We start from the raw sequence: 18,821 nt of genomic DNA on the forward strand, positions 1-18,821 counted from the left end.
GTGATCAGGGGTGACGCCATTGTGTGGTGTCATCGTCGTCGCTGGGCGGGGCCTGTTTCCCGAAGTACCGCCCGTCCCCGAACTCTCCGGGGTCACCCGCCGCGGGGCTCTCACCGAAGTCTCCGTGGTAGCCACCGAAACCACCGGTGTGGTCACCGGAGCCACCGAATGAAGGGGGATCGCCGAAACCACCGGGGTCTCCGAAAGACGGAGAGTCGCCGGCCTGAGGGCCCTCGCCGAAGCCACCCCGGTAGCCGCCGGAGTCACCGAATGACGGAGAAGCACCGAATTCACCGGGTGCCTGGCCGAAGGAGTCCGGTCCCGCCGGAGCCGCGTACGGTTCAGCCCCCTGCATGCGGTCCCGGCCTCCCGATGTGTTCTGTGTCGTGGCCTCCTCGTACTGGTGGTTGAGCAGCTCCACACGCTGAGGAAGGCTGTTCGCGATGTTCCCGCAGAGTTTGTCCAGTTCCGCCGCGGAGGTGATCGGGAGGCGGGGAAGGATGACCAGGTCGTGGTGACCGGGCTGATCGGGACGTGCGACGAGGAAGGATGAACCTTGCACGGCCAGGGGCAGCTTCGCCCGCAGGTTCTTCTGGTCACCGTTGGTGTTGACTGACGGTGTCTGCTCGACCTCCACATAGGCCGGCGCGATCGGGTTGGGGTGGAAATGCCTGACCGTGAGCGTGTACGGGCCGGCGGTGACCGTCGTGCCGTCGTGGCCGGGCACCTGTTTGCGGGACGCGTCGTCGATGTCGATGTGCGGAGCTTCCTGACCGTCGTATGTGGGGTATCCGCTGGTGGTGTCGACGTCGATGATGACGGCGGAGAAGGGTGTGTCCGGGATCTTCGCCGCGAGCCTGCGCACGAGATAGAGCAGTCCGAGCGGAATGAGCAGTGCCAGCAGGAGTGCACCCATGAGGGCGGCGACGAAGGTCGTCTTGTTCAACGGCACGGTCACGTTGCCGCTGGCCGGGACGTGGACGATGGCCTCGTTCGTCCCGTCCAGCTTCGACACCTGGATGGGAATGGTTCCCCTGACAAGTCCATCTTTCACCTCCGCGACGGTCAGGGTGACGGGGAGCACCGTCTCCTGTCCCTTCTCCAGGCTCAGTGCGTCACCGGCCCCGGTGTGGGCCCCACCGACCCGGATGTCGCCGAAACCGTCCGGTTCCGAGGTGGTCTCGACGACCGTCCCCTCATCCACCCAGACTTTTCCGGGCCCGGTGACGGGAATGTCGACCGTGACCGTGGGCTCGGTCATGGTGAACACCACCGTGTCGGATATCTGCGGCATATCGACGGGGGTCACCGAGAGCGGCCGGCTGACCGATACCGGTGCGAGCTTGGTACCGGGAGTCTCACCGGTACCTCTGGTGGTGATGGAGAGTGTGGCATCAATCACGCCATTGGCGGGGATCCGGTCGATGGCGTCGATGGGGACATCCACCGGCCTGCCACCCGCCACGTCGATGTTCCTGGCGAGGATGACCGGTTCCGTGGCACCACCCGGGGTGAATGCGATGTCCGCCACGGCACTGCCGTCGAGTGCGTGTGGTTTACCGTCGGAGCCCACGACGGACAGGGTCAGCGACTGATCCTCACGGACGGCGAGGGAACCTCTGGAATCGTTGTCGCCGGCGGACGAGGCGAAGCTGAGGCGCAGGTCGGGTTGGATCCGCACCGAGTTGAATACACGACCGTCACCCGATGCCCCCTTGAAACGCAGTTTCCACGCACCGGCCCAATCAGCACCGGTCCTGTGCATCTCACCCACAGCCTCCTGAACCGGTGCGGTCGAGGCATTCCAGGTCACCTCCGCGCCAGACAGGGAACCGGAGTTGGCGTCGTCGAAGACGAGTTCCTCTCCATCGGGACTGACCAGAGCGAGCTGCGCACCCTGCCCGAGATCATCGAGCCCGAGGCCGACGAACCGTACGGAATCGATGGAATTGTCGAGAACGAAGGTGAAATCCTCGCGGACTCCGGTGACCCCACTGAGATCACCACCCGTGGACAGTGCCCGGTGGAAAGCCGCGAACAACGATCCCACGCTGTCCGCGGGGAAGAACGCTCCCCGCCCCGGCAGTGAACCGCAGTCACCACCGGCGGTCATCGCCTCCAGAAGACTGAAGTCCGAGCGGTTGTCGGGTGTGTCGAGACCGATGCCGACATGGTAGACACCGGCTTTCCGGAGTCTGTCCGCGATCCCGTCGGCGGCGCAGAGCTGTTGCCTGGCCCGGACATCCGCTTCGGCGGGCCCTTCGGCGGTGAGCGCGCCATCGGTGAAGGTGACCAGAAGCCTGCAGCTGTCGGGGGATCCCGAGCGGGAGAAGTCCGCGTACGCGCCGTCAATCGCATTCGCGTAGTTCGTGTACTGCTCGCCGGTGCGTTCACGGGCTCCGTCGATGATCTTCGTGACGTCACCGATGCTCTTCGCGTTCAGCGGCGTCCAGGTGCCGTAGATACCGGCGGTGTCCGACGAGGCGTTGTAGTTCTGACCGAATCCGGCTATCCGGATGTTCGTGGTGAAGCCCTGGTCCTGCTGCCGTTCCAGCAACTGCTCGACGAAGGACCGGGCCGCGGGGATACGGTTGTGTCCGGCATCCGCACCCGGCCGACCGGGATTGATGGTCCCGCCCTTGACCTCGTGGATGAGGGATTCCGTCTCATCCATGAGCAGGAGAACATCGAGCGTCCCCTTGGACGAGACGCACGCTCCGAGCTCGGTCAGTGAGTCACCCGGGGATCCGGACGCCGGCGGCTGTGCCGGGGCACCGACGGCACCGGAGTACAGAATGCACGCGGCGGCGGAGCCGACAGCTGTGGCCCGACGGAGGGTGCGGCGGTATTCATTCATGTGACTGCGTGGTCCTTCGGAGGTACGTGCGGCGGGTTCTTGACGGGGACGGAAACCTGCGGGCGTCACAGTTTGCCCACCCAGAGACCGATTTCCACGGCCGACCACACCACCGCCACGAAGAGGAGTACCACGGTCGCGAAGTACACGGCCTGTTTCCAGCTGACAATCTGGTAGAAACCGAGCGCTCGGCGCTTTGTGTCGGCGATGAAGTACAGGGACATCGCGGTGATGCCGACGACACCTGCCGCAGCCCAGGCGATGAGGGACATCGCGCGATAGGAGGAATCCGTGGGACCCATGGAACTGAAGGTGATGACGCCGGAGAGAATCAGGCTGACGACCGCGAGGACGAGACTCGGAACGAGACTCACGACGGGGGCCGAATTCTCGCTGATGGTTCCGGACGACGTCCCTGTCGGCACCGGTTCGCCGAAGTCCGCCGAGCCCGTCGTGCCGTAGTCTGGGTAGGAGCCACCACTTCCGTACTCCGCCCCGTACGGAGGTACCGCGCCACTGTAATCCTGCGGTTTAAAGTCGGAGCTCCACTCCGAGGCTTCTGAATCCCCCGGGAAGTACTGTCCACCGTCGGAATCCTGACCGAATCCAGGTGTGTAACCGTACGGGGGCCGGGTTCCGTTCATCGGTGCATCCTTCAGCTTCTGTCGGTGGCGCGTGAAAACGCAGTACTGAACCGTCCACGTCTGACGGCCGGGGAAACCAGCCCGGTCTTCGACCCAGGCGGTTCTCCCCAACTATTTTCTGCATACTCGTACGAAAATATCTTATTCCCCTTGTAGCGGTACCGCAGTGGCCACTCAGTCATGGGGGTAGATCCCGCTAAATTTCATCGCCGAAATATCCGTACCGACGGCACATCACCTGGGGTTGACCGCAGCAGCCATATGGAGAACCTGAGCGGTTGAGGGTAACCCGAAAAAGCCGCATTCCCCCTCTCCCGCCCCGAATTCTGTCCCTGTGGACCGGTTGCCACCACTGCGACAAGGTCCGCATTTGTGACTTCTCTGTTGCTGCCGAAATCCCGGGGGTCTAGAAAGACGGTCCGGGAAGACCCTGTGCCCGGAAAACTGGAGGAAGATGAGTAGTGGGCGCTTTCGTTCCGCCGCTCATTCCCGTCCTCCGTCCCCGGACAGAGACGTCACGGATTCTCCCCGGAACCGGATCGTCGGTCCGGGAGCCCGGGGTGCCGCCTGTCACACCGTGGATCACGCGGCTCCGCAGAGCCACCACCGAAGTCCGGGAACGCCGCCGGGTCCACTGGTTCCGGGCCGTCCCGGGACAGCACCGTCCCCGGGTTGGATATGACGGGGCCTCAGCGACGCAAACGGGTGGGTACGGCCATCCGAGCCCCGTACCCACCCGTCGTACACCTCTAGCCGACTAGCCGAAGATCATCGGCAGAACGAGAACCGTCCCGGACGCGACGAGCGCGGCGCAGGGAAGGGTGATCACCCAGGCCAGAGCGATGGGCTTCATGAGGCCCCAGTTGGCGGCCTTGTTGACCACACCGACTCCGAGAACCGCGCCGATGAGGATGTGTGTGGAGGACACCGGCAGCCCCAGCACAGAAGCCCCCATGACGACGCCGGCTGCCGCGAGCTCCGCGGAGAATCCGGACGCCGGGTGCATCTTCGTCAGACCCGAACCGACGGTCTTGATCACGTAGCGCCCGATGAACCACAGGCCCGCGATCAGCGCGATACCGAGTGCGAGCATCGCCTGCGCCGGAACCGCAGCCTTCGGGTTGATCGCCTCCGTCTTCAGTACGTCGAGCACCGCCGCGAACGGGCCGATGGCGTTCGCGATGTCATTGGAGCCGTGGGAGAAGGCGAACGCGGAGGCGGTGAACACCTGCATCCAGGAGAACAGCAGGAACGTCGATCGCGAGAGGTTCGTCTTCTGGAGTGTCTTGGCGAAGATGAAGACCGCCATCCAGACAGCAGCGGCGATCATCCCGAGAATGAGGTAGTTCCCTACCGCCGAAACCCCTAGGTGCAGATTCTTCAGCCCCTTGAAGAGGAGCATCGAGCCGATGACGATTGACCCGAGAGCAGCCAGGACTGGCACCCAGGTGACCAGTGCCTTGTGCGCCTCGACGTCGTCGGCCTGCGAGTTGATCCGGTGCAGCTCACGGTAGTACTCGGATTCAAGCTCATCCGGATCGTACTCGCCCTGTTCCACGAGAACGGAGTCACGGACCATGGCATTGGTGTAGGAGATCTGCTGGAGTTCGTTCAGACGCTGGAACGCCGACTTGTGCTCCTCGCGGAGCTCGGCGCGTTCCTCCTTGATCTTCCGGAGCTGTTCGTCGGCACGCTCGTTGTAGGAGAGGATGTGCCGTTTGACGAGCCAGAAAAGACCGTAGGCGACGATGCCGCCGAGCAGCGGTGACAGCACCCAGGACAGTGCGATGAGCCCGATCTGCGACCACTGGACCATCTCCCAGCCACCGGTGCCGGTGGTGAAACCGAGGGTGAGGGAAGCACCGACTATACCGCCGATGATGGAGTGGGTCGTGGACACCGGCCAGCCCATCCGGGTGGCGATGAGCAGCCAGATCGCCGCTCCGAGCAGCGCGGACATCATGATCCACACGAACTGCATCGGCTGCAGGTCGATACCCTCCAGGTTGACGATGCCCTTGCGCACCGTGTCGGTGACCTCGCCACCGGCGATGACCGCACCACCGACCTCGAAGACCGCCGCGACGATGAGCGCCTGCTTGATGGTCAGGGTGCCTGCTCCGACCGACGTACCGAAAGAGTTGGCGACATCGTTGCCGCCGATATTGAACGCCATGAACATGGCGAAGAGGATCGTGGTGAAGAGAACCATCTTGTTCGCGCCGTCACCGACGAATCCGTGGCACCACAGGGTGAAGCTGACCAGAGCAATGGCGAGCATTGACCCGAAGCAGAGATGCCACCACTTGTCCGTCCGTGTATCGGTCTCAACGACCTTCTGGACGGCTTCTAACGTGCCTGTCGACATACGGTTGTTCTCTTTCGCTTTCACTTGGCTGGATGATGAGTGCCAGGCAGACGTTAGAGAGCGCTCATGAACCGATGGTGAATGGACCCGATACCGTGGGTGTCCCGGTGGCGAATACTTGGGTGATCCGCAGGCCCCACCTCCGACGCTACCGCCGGACGAACACAGCCCGGATACGTCGATCTGGAGGATAATGAACCCATGGACACAAACCTCCCATCCCCCTTCCGCCCCCTGCTGCATCGCCTCCGTCCGTGTGGAATCACCGCGGTGCTCATGTGCGCGTTCACGATGCCCGGGCCGATGACGCCCCGGGCGGAGGCGTACACCATCACGGCGGACACCGAACGGATGGTGTGTGTGATCGACCCGGAGGAACCGGGATCGGATGTCGTCCGGTTCTGGACCTCCCTGGAGGATGACGCCCGAGAGCTGAGGTTGGTCGAACTCGACGAGGCTGATCCGGGACTACGGGCCGCGATCGAAGCCTACGACGCTGACGCAACCGGTCCGGATGCACCGGGCCCCGCCGATCTTCAGCGTCGAATCAGCGACGCCGGGGGAACCGAGGGACTCGGAATGCTGACGACACTGACCGCAGAGGAGGCCGGCGTGGTCAGTGAGCCCGATGAGCACAAGACCGAGTACACCGAGCAGGAGGCCCGGGAGGCCGCGACCGCCATCGGAGCTGATCCGGGCGCGCAGATCGCGGAGGCACTGTGGGGACAGGCCGCAGCGGGACCACGCCTCAACGAGATCAAGGCAGAACTATTCACGGCGAGAGCCGAGGAGTACAACCGCACCCAGGAACACCTGCGCCGGAGCCTGGTGGACTGCGCGGACGAACTGGAGGACGCCAGACCACTACCCACCTGGATCTGGGTACTCGGCGGTGCCGCGGCGTGCGCCCTCCTCGCGATCATCGCCGCCGCAATACTCAACTCCCGCCGACCCAACCGGCACGCGGCCTGAGCCAGATTCCTCAAACACCCCCGAATGAGAACCAAGCTGTCTATTTTTTTCAAAGCTCTGACCTCTATGTTTACCAATTAGTAGACAGAGCTGTTTACTTTTTTTCAAGTTCTCCACTACGGTGATCCCCAGCGCAGAACAATGCACCCGACACCGACAAAGGACACTGATCACCATGACCCGATACGACAACAGCATCGCAGACTCCTGGGGTTTCGAGACCCGCTCCGTGCACGCGGGACAGCCGGTCGACTCGGAGACCGGGGCCCGGAACCTGCCGATCTACCAGACCTCCTCCTACGTGTTCCGCTCCGCCGAGCACGCCAAGCAGCGGTTCGCGCTCGAGGATCTGGGGCCGGTCTACACCCGCCTCACCAACCCCACCGTTGAGGCGGTCGAGAACCGCCTGAATTCACTCGAGGGTGGTGTGCACGCGGTCCTGTTCGCATCCGGCCAGGCTGCGGAGACCGCGGCAATCCTGAACATCGCTCGCGCCGGTTCGCACGTCGTGGCATCTCCCCGACTCTACGGCGGGACGCTCACCCTGCTGAGCGTCACCCTGCCGCGCCTCGGTATCGAGACCACCTTCGTGGAGGACCCCGACGATCCCGCTTCCTGGCAGGCGGCGGTCAAGGACAATACCGTGGCCTTCTACGGCGAGACTTTCGCCAACCCCCAGGCCGACGTCCTGGACATCCCGGCCATCGCGGAGGTCGCCCACACCAACCAGGTCCCGCTGATCATCGACAACACCCTCGCAACCGCAGCGCTCGTTCGGCCCCTCGATCTCGGCGCAGACATCGTCGTGGCCTCGACCACTAAGTTCTACACCGGCAACGGCTCCGCTCTCGGTGGAATCCTGGTCGACGGAGGCAAGTTCGACTGGACCGTCGAGCGCAATGGTGAACCGGTCTTCCCCGACTTCGTCACCCCGGACCCGGCGTACCACGGCCTGAAGTACGCCGACCTCGGTGCCGCGGCATTCGGCCTCAAGGCACGTGTCGGACTTCTCCGCGACACAGGTGCGGCCCCCTCCCCCTTCAACGCCTGGGTCACCGCCCAGGGACTGGACACCCTTTCCCTGCGGGTGGAGCGCCACAATGAGAATGCCCGAAAGGTCGCGGAATTCCTCGCCGGAAACGACAAGGTCGCCACAGTCAACTACGCCGGCCTGCCGGATTCCCCGTGGTACAAGGTCAAGGAGAAGCTGGGGCTCAGGTACACCGGCGCCGTCCTCTCCTTCACCATCAACGGTGGCCGCGAGGAGGCATGGGCTTTCATCGACGCCCTGAAACTCCACTCGAACGTGGCCAATGTCGGTGACGTACGGTCACTCGTCGTTCACCCGGCGTCGACCACCCACTCGCAGTCCGATGAGGCGGAGCTGCTCCGCGCCGGCATCACCGAAGGCACGATTCGACTGTCCGTCGGAATCGAGGACATCGACGACATCATCGCCGACCTGCAGCGTGGTTTCGAGGCAATCAACTGACAACTGATGCAGTAGCACGACACAGCCCCACTTCGCTGATACAGCCGAGGTGGGGCTTCGTCGTGGCACCATCCCGATCAGGAGACACAGGCAGCTCCACCACCCACGGTCCTTTGTCCGAATTCTTCCTCACGTGTGCACCCGACGGCGGGTCATCCGGATAACCTGCCCCACCGGGCGAGCTCGCAATCACCTTCCCCGTTCGTCTACGTGGAGGTTCAGGGGGAGAACCAACAGATGAGTTCGAAGTTCACGGATAAGTCCCCGGACGGCGGTAAGGCATTCAACCACAGACGACGGAGGGCCGATCCTCTGTACCTGAAGCGGCGGGTTGTCTACGGCACACGCTTTAGAACCGTGGGCACCCAGGTTCTTGAGGGCCGGAGGACATCCAAGACTATTCGCGACGCGATTGCTCCGAGCGTTGCCTGGACCTCCGTGAGATCGAGGCATCTGGGGCCATCGATAGCCCTTTTCATTCGGAGGCGGTCCCGATCGGATGGACTCCCAGAAATGACGAAAGCGACCCCAGGATTTCCGGGGTCGCTTTCACTGAACTGTCATCTGCCCAATCGAGCAGTCAGCAGGATCAGCGGAACAGAGGCATGTTGAAGAAGTACAGGATACCCGCAAGCATCGCCAACGCGGCACCGATACCGAAGCCTCCGAAGATGCCGTTGGTGTTGTACAGCCTGTTGAGCAGGCTCTTCAGACCGTTCAGGATACGACTCACAAAATCGCCACCGCCATTGGAGTCGTCGGGATTCGTCGTGGTCGTCGGTGCGGGCTGCTCAGTCGACGTCATCGGCGCCACAGAAGTCGTGGTCACCTCCGTTGACGTCGTCGCCGGTACCGTAGCCTCAGTCGTGGTCGACGCCATCGTGGTCGACGTCGGCACCTCAGTCGTAGTCGACGACATCGTGGTCGTCGTGCCCGGCACCGTAGTCGTCGTGCCCGGCATCGTGGTCGTCGTGCCTGGCATCGTGATCGTCGTGCCCGGCACCGTGGTCGTCGTGCCCGGCATCGTGATCGTCGTGCCCTGCATCGTGGTTGTCGTGCCCGGCACCGCGATCGTCGTGCCCGGCACCGTGGTCGTCGTGCCCGGCACCGTGGTCGTCGTGCCCGGCATCGTGATCGTCGTGCCCGGCACCGTGGTCGTCGTCGGCATCTCAGTCGTGGTCGACGGCATCGTGGTTGTGGTGGCCGGGGCCTCGGTCGTCGTCGGATCCGGAGACTCACACTGCTCAACCAACGTCGCCGAAACACTCACCGGCGCCAACACCTGGCCCATCCCGTAGAACTTGGCGAAGAGCTCCGAAGCCCCCACCTCAGTCAACTTCACATCAGCCCCCGACAGACTGACATCACCGGCAGTCAGATTCGGCGCAGAATCCCACGTCACATTCGCGATGACCGCATCATCACCGGAATAGGGCGGAAGATTGTCCGGGTTGGGGTAACGCGCCGAAGAGAAGTCCATGATGATCTGGCCCTCGGTACCGTCGACCGCGATCTTCACATCCGACAAGGTCTGATCAAGCTCCCACTTGTCACCGGACTTGTGCCCGTGAATGTCGATCGTCCCCTTCAACCCGAAGACACCCTTCGACTCGGACTCGATCGTCGAACGATCAGCATCAACCTCGAACACGAACGGACCCGTCTTCGGGTTATCGATGGTCACGCCATCAGAGACAATCACCTCACCCCTGGTGATCGGAAGCGTCAGGTAATTCAGGTAACTCTTCTTGATCGACCACGACGCAGAACCCTGATCCACCGACGTGACACACCCCGCTCCTTCCTCCTCCGCAAACGCGGTCGGAACCAGAACGGAACCGGCGACCATGGTCAGAGTGAAGATCCCGGCGGTGTAATAAGTTGTTTTTTTCAAAGGAAAACTCCTGGAATAGTGTCTCGACCAAGACGGTCGAATTTGAGATGAGGCTGGGAAATATGGTCGCTGCTCGGATTTCCACGCCTCGACAGGCGGCGAAAGAGACCCGAACTCACCTGCCGACCGGAACGAAGAGCAGGGTGGATGATCCGTGTCGAGCGCCGAGGCGCACCTGCCGCATGGAAGCAGCGGGAACGCGCACGGGAATCAACACCCTGCATCAACATCAACAGCTACCGCCGGAAAAGCACCGCGAGATGCTGGAGGATGACGCCGAAGATCGTCGCTGCTCCGAGCATCGCGAAAATGCTCATGATCCCGTCGATGGGATTCCTTATCAGTGTCTTGATCAGATCTGAACCGATCGTCGATCCCTGAACTTCACCACCGTCACCCGGCTCTTCGGTCGTGCTCGTGGGGTTGGGCGATGTCGTGGTCGTCGGTGCGGGAGCCTCGGTCGTCGTCGGTGCCGGCGCCTCGGTCGTCGTCGGTGCGGGGGCCTCGGTCGTCGTCGGTGCGGGGGCCTCGGTCGTCGTCGGATCCGGAGACTCACACTGCTCAACCAACGTCGCCGAAACACTCACCGGCGCCAACACCTGGCCCGTCCCGTAGAACTTGGCGAAGAGCTCCGAAGCCCCCACCTCAGTCAACTTCACATCAGCCCCCGACAGACTGACATCACCGGCAGTCAGATTCGGCGCAGAATCCCACGTCACATTCGCGATGACCGCATCATCACCGGAATAGGGCGGAAGATTGTCCGGGTTGGGGTAACGCGCCGAAGAGAAGTCCATGATGATCTGGCCCTCGGTACCGTCGACCGCGATCTTCACATCCGACAAGGTCTGATCAAGCTCCCACTTGTCACCGGACTTGTGCCCGTGAATGTCGATCGTCCCCTTCAACCCGAAGACACCCTTCGACTCGGACTCGATCGTCGAACGATCAGCATCAACCTCGAACACGAACGGACCCGTCTTCGGGTTATCGATGGTCACGCCATCAGAGACAATCACCTCACCCCTGGTGATCGGAAGCGTCAGGTAATTCAGGTAACTCTTCTTGATCGACCACGACGCAGAACCCTGATCCACCGACGTGACACACCCCGCTCCTTCCTCCTCCGCAAACGCGGTCGGAACCAGAACGGAACCGGCGACCATGGTCAGAGTGAAGATCCCGGCGGTAAAACGGGCGGTTGTTTTCAAAGGAAACTCCTGGAATGGTGTCTCGACCAAGACGGTCGGGTTAGATAAGGCTAGCCTCAACCTACTAAGGTTAGGCAATATAGTCAATCCTCAGCTTCAGCCGCTCGGCCGGTGGTGAAGTTGGCCTGAGCTCACCTTCAGAGCGGGACGAAGACGCCGGGTGGGTGAACTGTGCCGAGTATGGAGGCGCGCGCTGACACATGGGCGAAGCCGGAACGCCCGCCGGAATCAACGCCCCTCACCAGTTGGGGTTTTCAGGCGTGTATGAGGTCGAGGAGCTCGCTGGCTGCGGAACTGATTCTCCTGCCCATTCCCCGTTCGGGGACGACCTGGATCTGGTTGGGGTGAGGATGCAACACCTCGATGGGCCAGTCGTAGACGTCGCTGAGAATCTCCTTGGTGTAGACCTCTTCGACGGTGCCCTGGGCCGCAACCCCACCCCTGGCGAGGCATGCGATCCGGTCGCAGTAGGCGCCGGCGGCGTTGAGGTCGTGGAGAACGATCACCACGGCGGCGCCGGCGCGTGCCATTCCCCGCGCGAGACCGAGAGCCTGTTCCTGGTGCCCGATGTCCAGGGCGGCGGTGGGTTCGTCGAGCAGGACGACGGGTGTCTGCTGAGCGAGCACCCTGGAGAGCGCCACACGGGCACGTTCTCCACCGGAGAGGGTCATGATGTCCCGCTCCGCGAGGTGGTCGACCTCCGTGGCTCTCAGTGCGGCGTCGATGAGCGCCTCGTCTTTCTGCGCCCGTGGTGTGCGGGCCCACGGACGCCGTCCCATCGCGACGACATCGCGGACGAGGAAGGAGAAGGACACGGAGACGTCCTGGAGCATCACCGAACGCGCTCTCGCGAGCTCGAGAGGCGTTGCCGTGGTCGGGTCCAGGCCGTTGACCGAAATACTGCCGCTGCGTACCGGAAGGTCGCCGCTGATGGCGGAGAGAAGTGTCGACTTTCCGGCACCGTTCGGGCCGATCAGCCCGAGCACCTCTCCGGCGTTGGCGTTTATCGAGACATCGCTCAGCAGGATCCGGTCGCCGAAAGCTATGCTCACATCGCGTGTTTTGAGGATACTCACGTCAGCCCCTCCCCCGCCGCATCATCCGACGCAGCAGAATGAAGAATGTCGGGCCGCCGACTATGGCGGTGAAGATGCCGATGGGCAGATCGGCGAACGCGATGAGCGTCCGGGCGGCGATATCCGAGAGGCCGATGAGCACGGCCCCGGCGAGAGCGGAAGCCGGCATGAGGATCTTGTTCGACGGTCCGGTGATCCCCCTGAGGAGATGCGGGATGATCAGCCCGACGAATCCGATGAGCCCCGCGTAGGCCACCGCTCCGGCGGTCAACAGAGTCGATGCCCCGATCGCTGCGATCCGCACGGTCTGCACGTTGACACCGATGTGCCCCGCGGCCTTGTCCCCGAGAGCGAGAATGTCGAGGGCGCTTCCGAGGAGCAGGGAAATGATCACTCCGATGACGATGATCGGTAGCACGACCGTGACGTACTTCCACTGGGCACCGTTCAGGGAACCCATCTGCCAGAAGATGATCTGCTCCCTCGAGGTGGCGGGTGCTATGTAGACCAAGAGTGAGATGGCGGCACCGCACACCGCGTTGACGGCGATTCCGGTCAGGATCAGATTGAGGACGTGGACCTGTCCGTCGTGTCGCGCCAACTGGTAGACAACCACCGTGGTGATGACGGCCGTCACGAACGCTGCCGCGGGAACCGTGGACGTGCCCAACCAGTTCCAGTTGAAGACGATCACGACCGCTGCGCCGACTCCGGCACCTGACGTGACTCCGATGACACTCGGTTCTGCGAGGGGGTTGGCGAAGACGGCCTGCATCAGCGCGCCGGCCACGCCCAGAGCGGCGCCGACGACGATGCCGAGGACCATCCGGGGTAGCCGGATGTTCCACAGGACGGACTGCTGGATCGAGTCCTGACCGGGACCTGCCATGAGGAGCGCCGGTAGTTCGGATGCGTTCAGTGTGTACTGACCGACGATGACCGAGAACACCGTCGTACCGACGAGCAGCAGCACGAGAACGATGAACAGGAGGACCCGGTTCCGCCGTCTGATCTGGAAGGCATTCCGGTCGCGGATCGAATCGGTGCCCTCCCTCGGAAGTGATGTTGTCGGGGCCGGCACCTACTTCTTCTCCGGGGCGTAGAGCTCGATGGCGAGACGTTCGAGGAGGTCTCCGGTCTGCGGCCCGAAGGCGAGCGCCTGGCCGTCGGGAACCGTGACGATCCGCCGGTTCTGTCCGGCGATGGTCTGGGCGACACCGGGGCGTTCCAGCAGACCGTCGATTCCGTTGGTGGACTCGAGCCCCTTCTCCATCATGATGAATACATCTGGGTTGAGTTTGGCCAGGGATTCGGCGTTGGCGGGGGACGCGGTACGTATTCCGTTCTCCGTGGCGACGTCGATACCGCCGACACCCTTGATCAGTTCATTGACTCCGTCCTCTTCGCCGAGGATGAAGAAGACACCACCGGTGCCCCGCGCGTACAGGAACGCCATGCGCAGGGGATCCTCCGGGGTGATGGTGCGGATGTCCTCGACCGCCCGCTCATATTCCTTGACGGAGCGCTCGGCGAGCACTTCCGCGTCCTCGGGCAATCCGACGACGCCGCCGAGGGTGATGATGTCCTCGCTGATCCCGTCGACGGTGTGCAGGGGTTCCATGACCACAACGGGAACGCCCACGTCCCGAATCTGGTCGATGGCCTCGCGCGGCCCGATCGAGTGATCGATGATGACGAGACTGGGATCGAGTTCGAGAATCGCCTCGACATTGATGTTGTGGCCGCCCTGGGTCACCACCGGGAGATCGGCGAGGGAGGGTTCATCGGAGCTGACGGTCCGCCCGATGATCGACTCCCGCATACCCAGGCCGATGAGGGTCTTGGTGTAGGCGCCGTAGAGATCGAGTGCGAGTACCCGGGAGACGTCATCCACTACCACGTCGTACCCGTCCGCATCGGTCAGTTCGACGGGCAACATGGGCTGGGGATCGTCGGTGACGGGCACAGGTTCCCCGACCCCGGTCACAGCGTTCACACCGGTGATCGTGCGGGGATCAGGTAGATCCGCGGGATCGGGTAGTTCCGGCAGTTCAGCGCCGACCGCGGCCGCCGCGGGCGCCCGGTCCGGTTCTGCACCGCCGTCGGTTCCGGAACAACCGGCCAGCACGGTGGCCGTGCACGTCAGGGAGACGACTGTGGCGAGCGCTTTTCGGGTGAGCCGCGATCGGAGGGTGTGGCGGGTGTTGAACAACGTGGAGGACCTTTCGCAGGGGGATCGTGAATCAGTGTGGAGCGTTCCGGTTGTCCGGCTATCCCATTGGGTTCCGGGACACGAATGAGGTCAGGGTGGCGCCAGCGACGACGAAGGCCGCGAGGATCAGCAGGAGCGGTGTGGTCAAAGTCCCGGTCTGGCTGCTGACCGCCACATTCTCGGTGTCCTGGGGTTCGGAGGAGGGACCGGTCGACTTGATCTTGAACTTCCCCGAGCCACCCTTCTCCGCTTTGAAGCCGCCATCGGTTTTTCCTGCGGCGCCGGGCATACCGGGCTTGCCGGAGGTTCCCCCCGCTTTCGCACCGAGCCGCTCGGCGGCACCGCCACCACCGCCCGTTCCGCCGGACGCTGACGCATTTCCGCCCTGTCCTGCGGCGCAGCTGGCGGATCCGCCGAGTACCGCCGCGAAACTCAGCGGAGCCATCTCCTGCCCTTCAGGGTAGAAGTCGGCGAAGGCGGACGCCCCGGCCTGCGTCAGGGTGACCGAACTGGTCTGCCCGGTCACCGAATCCGATGAGACGTCCAGCTGGCTGAACGCCAGGTTGGCGACGGCGACACGGCCGTAGCTGTTCGAGACACCCTCCATGTCGTTGGAGGTGATGTCCGCTATGAGAACTCCGGAGTTTCCGTTCCACTGGACCTCGAGATCGGCGATGGTGAGATCGAGTATTCCACCGTGGCCGGTGAACCGGACCGATCCGGGCATGAGCAGGGAACCGGTCCCCGTGGACGGGTTGACCGCACCGGAATTGCCGGAGAAGAGGAACTCACCGTTACTGTGACCGACTCCGTTGAGCTCCCAACCACCGTTGGCGATCGTCCCGGAGATGTAGGTCTGGAACGAGGTCTTCACCCCCCAGGCGGCCTGGGCTTCGACCACCCCGAGTGAACCATCGTCGGTACAGACGTCGCCCCCCGCGGCTCCGGCTCCGGCGGAAGCTCCACCACCGGCGTTCCCACGATTCCCCGCGGCGCCGACGGCGACGCCACCGGTCTTTCCGGCACCGGCGGTTCCCCCGGCTCCGGCAGTGCCTCCGGCTGCGGCACCGGCGGCTTTGGCACCACCCGCGGTGGCGCCCTTGGTGCCGGTGTTACCGGGCTTCTTCGATCCCCCGGATGCGTTCCCCTGTGCGGCTCCGCCACCGTTGAGCTCGTCTCTGTCCTCGGCGAACCGTTTTTGCAGCTTGTCGGTGTTGTCGAGGAACTTGTCGGTGGTCCCCATCAGGTTATTCAGGGAATCGAGGTGATCATTGACGGAGTTGACCGCATCGATGCCGACCGATTTGGTTCCGGTGTTCTTTCCGCCGCTGGCGCCTCCACCGGTTCCGCCGCCGGTGGAGGGCTGCTTGCCACAGACCTTCTCGAGCGTGGCGCTCAACGCGATGTCGTCGAATTCCTGACCTGCCTGGTAGAAACCGGCGAAGATCGCCGCACCGGCGGACGACAGGTTGACACTGCCGGTGAAGTCGAGGGATCCGGAGGTGAAGTCGGGGGCGTTCGAGAGCCGGATGTCCATGAACTCCGCGTCATCGGCCGTGATCTCACCGGCGACGTTCGTCGTGCCCGGTTCGAGTTCCAGACCCTTGTAATCGACGACGAGCTTGGCATTCGTGCCATCAACAACGAGTTTCATGTCGGAGAGCGTGAAATCGAGGGCGTATTCGCCGGGCCCCTGTCCACCCTCACCTTCATGCCCGAAGAAACGCAGGGATCCCTGGAGCGGAATCGTCCCGGTGTCTTCGTCGACCACCTTCATCGCGTCTGGGTCTGCGGTGAATATGAACTGTTCGGGTCCGCTGTCGAAGCTCACTCCGTCCAGATCCCAGCCACCTCGGGTGCCTCCGGAACGGATGTACGACATGAAGGATTTCTTGAAGCCCCACCGCATGGCACCGTCGATCCTGGTGTAGGAGTCCGAGCAGTCCTCGGCGACAGCGGGGAGGACGGGCAGGACCATGAACCCCATGGCGGCGGTGGCGGCGACGGTGGCGGTGATGCGGCGTACCGGTCGAATGAATGGCGAACGCAAGGTCATGCGTCGTCCTTTCTGGAGTGCTGTTGTTCTTGGGTTGTGGAAACGGGGTTTCCACGAAATGCTCCCGGGATTCTTACCCGGCGCCGAGATCGGTGGGTGTGCCTGTACACCGCTTACCGCGGACGACTGGGTCACGAATCTATCACTGTGTTTTTCACCAGGCTAGACTAACCTAACGAATTCGTCGCTAGCTAAAACCCCGAACCCCACCCCCTGCACCGAGGACAGCCACACCAACCATGAACGAGAACACATTTGAACACCTCTACCCCGACATCGACCCGGACACCCCTCTCCCCCCGACCAGGGGGGAGAGGTTGGGAATGACCGTTTCTGTCGCGGTATTCGCGTTCGGAGCGGCTGCGGGGGAACTCATCATCGCCGGAGTCGGTTTCGGCCTGCTGATGTTCTGCCTCGTCGCCAACAGCCTCAAGATGCGGCGGAAGATCCGAAACGAGGCCCGCTCGCGGTTCCCTGGTGAGGACTGGGCCGAGTACGGGGTGGTCAGGAGCCTTCGACTCGACATTCTCGTTCCACTCCTCTGGCTGATAGCGACCGTGGCGTGCGCTCTCGTGTTCTTCTTCACCCCGGCCAGCTGGTATCCGTGGGCGCCTGCGGGCGCGGCACTGCTGTGCGCGGCGATCATGTGGTTCATGCCGGGGATGTCTCCCGTATGGTCGAGCCGGGAGCCGGGCCCGGATGACGGGCTTCCGGACCTCGCGATGCCCCCATACCCGGAGGAGAGCGAGACACAGACCGCATAGTCCGACACCCCCGGTTCCGGGCACGCCGGGCGGGTTTTCATCTGCATTGAACTAGACAGAGCGGTCCGTCTACGATGGTTGCACAGTGCGCCGACCAACGGAGACCCCCATGAACAGCCAACCATCAGAGCAGTCAGTATCTTCTCCGCGATCAGCACCCTTCCCGGAATACGGAAAGGTGGCGGTACTCCCCGTGGGTGACGTCCACACCGAAGCAGGCGGGGTGGTTCATGACGCGAGAATCGCCGTCCAACGGTGGGGTGAGCTGCGCAGTGAGCCCGACGGATCGACGAACATCATCCTCATCGAACATGCCCTCACCGGCGATTCCGATGCCGTGAACTGGTGGAACGGGCTGATAGGGCCCGGCCTGCCCCTCGACACGAATCTGTTCTGCATGGTGTGCACCAATGCACTGGGCGGATGTGCCGGCTCCACCGGGCCTGCGTCCCCGCACCCCGACGGCGGGCCCTGGGGATCACGGTTCCCCGCACTGTCCATCCGGGATCTGGTCACCGCCGAGCGTCAGCTTCTCGATGCCCTGGGTATAGGCAGAGTCGCTGCCGTGGTCGGTGGTTCGATGGGCGGGGCGCGGGCACTGGAGTGGACCCTCATGCATCCGGAGCGGGTGGGGGCGGCCGCGGTGCTGGCAGTTTCCGCGCGTGCCAGCGCCTGGCAGATAGGTATCCAATCGGCGCAGATATCGGCGATAACGAATGACCCGGAATGGCTGAAGGGTGACTATCATTCATCCGACGGATACCCCCGACAGGGGCTGGCCGCCGCCCGGCGGATAGCACACCTGACGTACCGCGGGGAGCAGGAGATCGACGAGCGCTTCGGCACCGACGCCCAGGACGGAGAAAACCCGCTCGGGATTTTCCGGGATCCCGGCCAGCGATTCGCGGTGCAGAGCTACCTCGACTACCAGGCCAGGAAACTGGTCGAGCGCTTCGATGCGGGATCCTATGTCGCACTGACCGAGGCACTCAACCGCCACGACATCGGCCGCGGACGCGGCGGACTGAACAAGGCCCTGTCGGAGATACGCGTTCCGACTCTTGTCGCCGGAGTGGACACGGATATCCTCTACCCGTACCACCAGCAGGAGCACATCTCACGCAACATCGGGAATCTGCTGGGGATGGCGAAGATCGTCTCTCCGGTCGGACACGACGCATTCCTCACGGAGACCCGACAGGTCGCCCGGATACTGAGGCGATTCCTGGCGCTGGCGGTCGGCGGGGATCAGGAATGACGCCTCGGACTACGCTC

General features: G+C 63.4%; 13 protein-coding genes. 4 read left to right on the forward strand and 9 right to left on the reverse strand.

What is annotated here, in order from left to right; all coding sequences use genetic code 11:
* Positions 1-4 precede the first annotated feature (4 nt).
* From KRX55_RS03010 to KRX55_RS03020, 3 genes are all read right to left on the reverse strand, one after another.
* Positions 5-2,857 (reverse strand): vWA domain-containing protein, encoded by a 2,853-nt coding sequence (locus KRX55_RS03010; protein ID WP_218406358.1) that lies wholly within the window; start codon positions 2,855-2,857, stop codon positions 5-7.
* Positions 2,858-2,922: 65 nt separating this feature from the next.
* Positions 2,923-3,501 (reverse strand): hypothetical protein, encoded by a 579-nt coding sequence (locus KRX55_RS03015; RefSeq protein ID WP_218406359.1) that lies wholly within the window; start codon positions 3,499-3,501, stop codon positions 2,923-2,925.
* A gap of 757 nt (positions 3,502-4,258) precedes the next feature.
* Positions 4,259-5,869 carry an inorganic phosphate transporter gene (locus KRX55_RS03020; RefSeq protein ID WP_218406360.1) on the reverse strand — a complete coding sequence of 537 codons (1,611 nt, stop codon included), beginning with the start codon at positions 5,867-5,869 and terminating at the stop codon, positions 4,259-4,261.
* 201 nt (positions 5,870-6,070) lie between these two features.
* Between KRX55_RS03020 and KRX55_RS03025 the strand changes: the two genes are divergently transcribed.
* Both KRX55_RS03025 and KRX55_RS03030 read left to right on the forward strand, forming a co-directional pair.
* A complete protein-coding gene (locus tag KRX55_RS03025; protein WP_218406361.1) occupies positions 6,071-6,841 on the forward strand; it encodes a hypothetical protein in 771 nt (256 codons plus the stop codon).
* Between the two features lie 175 nt (positions 6,842-7,016).
* A complete protein-coding gene (locus KRX55_RS03030) occupies positions 7,017-8,333 on the forward strand; it encodes an O-acetylhomoserine/O-acetylserine sulfhydrylase (RefSeq protein WP_218406362.1) in 1,317 nt (438 codons plus the stop codon).
* Between the two features lie 589 nt (positions 8,334-8,922).
* Here the strand turns inward: KRX55_RS03030 and KRX55_RS03035 are convergent.
* The 6 genes from KRX55_RS03035 to KRX55_RS03060 all read right to left on the reverse strand — a co-directional run bounded on the left by KRX55_RS03035 (position 8,923) and on the right by KRX55_RS03060 (position 16,782).
* Positions 8,923-10,227 (reverse strand): HtaA domain-containing protein, encoded by a 1,305-nt coding sequence (locus KRX55_RS03035; protein ID WP_218406363.1) that lies wholly within the window; start codon positions 10,225-10,227, stop codon positions 8,923-8,925.
* 236 nt (positions 10,228-10,463) lie between these two features.
* Positions 10,464-11,438, reverse strand: coding sequence for an HtaA domain-containing protein (locus tag KRX55_RS03040; RefSeq protein ID WP_218406364.1), 975 nt, complete (start codon positions 11,436-11,438; stop codon positions 10,464-10,466).
* 254 nt (positions 11,439-11,692) lie between these two features.
* On the reverse strand, positions 11,693-12,514 hold the full coding sequence (locus KRX55_RS03045; RefSeq protein WP_218406365.1) for a heme ABC transporter ATP-binding protein: 822 nt from the start codon (positions 12,512-12,514) through the stop codon (positions 11,693-11,695).
* Between the two features lies 1 nt (position 12,515).
* Positions 12,516-13,550, reverse strand: a complete 1,035-nt coding sequence (locus tag KRX55_RS03050) for a FecCD family ABC transporter permease (RefSeq protein WP_218406499.1) — start codon at positions 13,548-13,550, stop codon at positions 12,516-12,518.
* A 45-nt stretch (positions 13,551-13,595) separates the two neighbouring features.
* Positions 13,596-14,642 (reverse strand): heme/hemin ABC transporter substrate-binding protein, encoded by a 1,047-nt coding sequence (locus tag KRX55_RS03055; RefSeq protein ID WP_200260490.1) that lies wholly within the window; start codon positions 14,640-14,642, stop codon positions 13,596-13,598.
* A gap of 142 nt (positions 14,643-14,784) precedes the next feature.
* Complete coding sequence (locus KRX55_RS03060) at positions 14,785-16,782, reverse strand: HtaA domain-containing protein (protein WP_200260185.1); 1,998 nt, start codon at positions 16,780-16,782, stop codon at positions 14,785-14,787.
* Positions 16,783-17,021: 239 nt separating this feature from the next.
* Here KRX55_RS03060 and KRX55_RS03065 point away from each other — a divergent pair, with 239 nt between their 5' ends.
* Together KRX55_RS03065 and metX are read left to right on the forward strand one after the other, a co-directional pair.
* Positions 17,022-17,546 (forward strand): hemin receptor, encoded by a 525-nt coding sequence (locus tag KRX55_RS03065; RefSeq protein ID WP_218406366.1) that lies wholly within the window; start codon positions 17,022-17,024, stop codon positions 17,544-17,546.
* A 109-nt stretch (positions 17,547-17,655) separates the two neighbouring features.
* Positions 17,656-18,804 (forward strand): homoserine O-acetyltransferase MetX, encoded by a 1,149-nt coding sequence (gene metX, locus KRX55_RS03070; RefSeq protein WP_218406367.1) that lies wholly within the window; start codon positions 17,656-17,658, stop codon positions 18,802-18,804.
* The last annotated feature ends 17 nt before the right edge of the window (positions 18,805-18,821 follow it).

Origin of the sequence: Corynebacterium sp. TAE3-ERU16 (assembly GCF_019209935.1) — a bacterium.
Lineage (GTDB): Bacteria > Actinomycetota > Actinomycetes > Mycobacteriales > Mycobacteriaceae > Corynebacterium > Corynebacterium antarcticum.

What these genes read in the sequence shown, in the direction of transcription:
- KRX55_RS03010 (WP_218406358.1), bottom strand. Translation starts at nt 2,857, where the DNA reads ATGAATGAATACCGCCGCACCCTCCGTCGGGCCACAGCTGTCGGCTCC.
- KRX55_RS03015 (WP_218406359.1), bottom strand. Translation starts at nt 3,501, where the DNA reads ATGAACGGAACCCGGCCCCCGTACGGTTACACACCTGGATTCGGTCAG.
- KRX55_RS03020 (WP_218406360.1), bottom strand. Translation starts at nt 5,869, where the DNA reads ATGTCGACAGGCACGTTAGAAGCCGTCCAGAAGGTCGTTGAGACCGAT.
- KRX55_RS03025 (WP_218406361.1), top strand. Translation starts at nt 6,071, where the DNA reads ATGGACACAAACCTCCCATCCCCCTTCCGCCCCCTGCTGCATCGCCTC.
- KRX55_RS03030 (WP_218406362.1), top strand. Translation starts at nt 7,017, where the DNA reads ATGACCCGATACGACAACAGCATCGCAGACTCCTGGGGTTTCGAGACC.
- KRX55_RS03060 (WP_200260185.1), bottom strand. Translation starts at nt 16,782, where the DNA reads ATGACCTTGCGTTCGCCATTCATTCGACCGGTACGCCGCATCACCGCC.
- KRX55_RS03065 (WP_218406366.1), top strand. Translation starts at nt 17,022, where the DNA reads ATGAACGAGAACACATTTGAACACCTCTACCCCGACATCGACCCGGAC.
- metX (WP_218406367.1), top strand. Translation starts at nt 17,656, where the DNA reads ATGAACAGCCAACCATCAGAGCAGTCAGTATCTTCTCCGCGATCAGCA.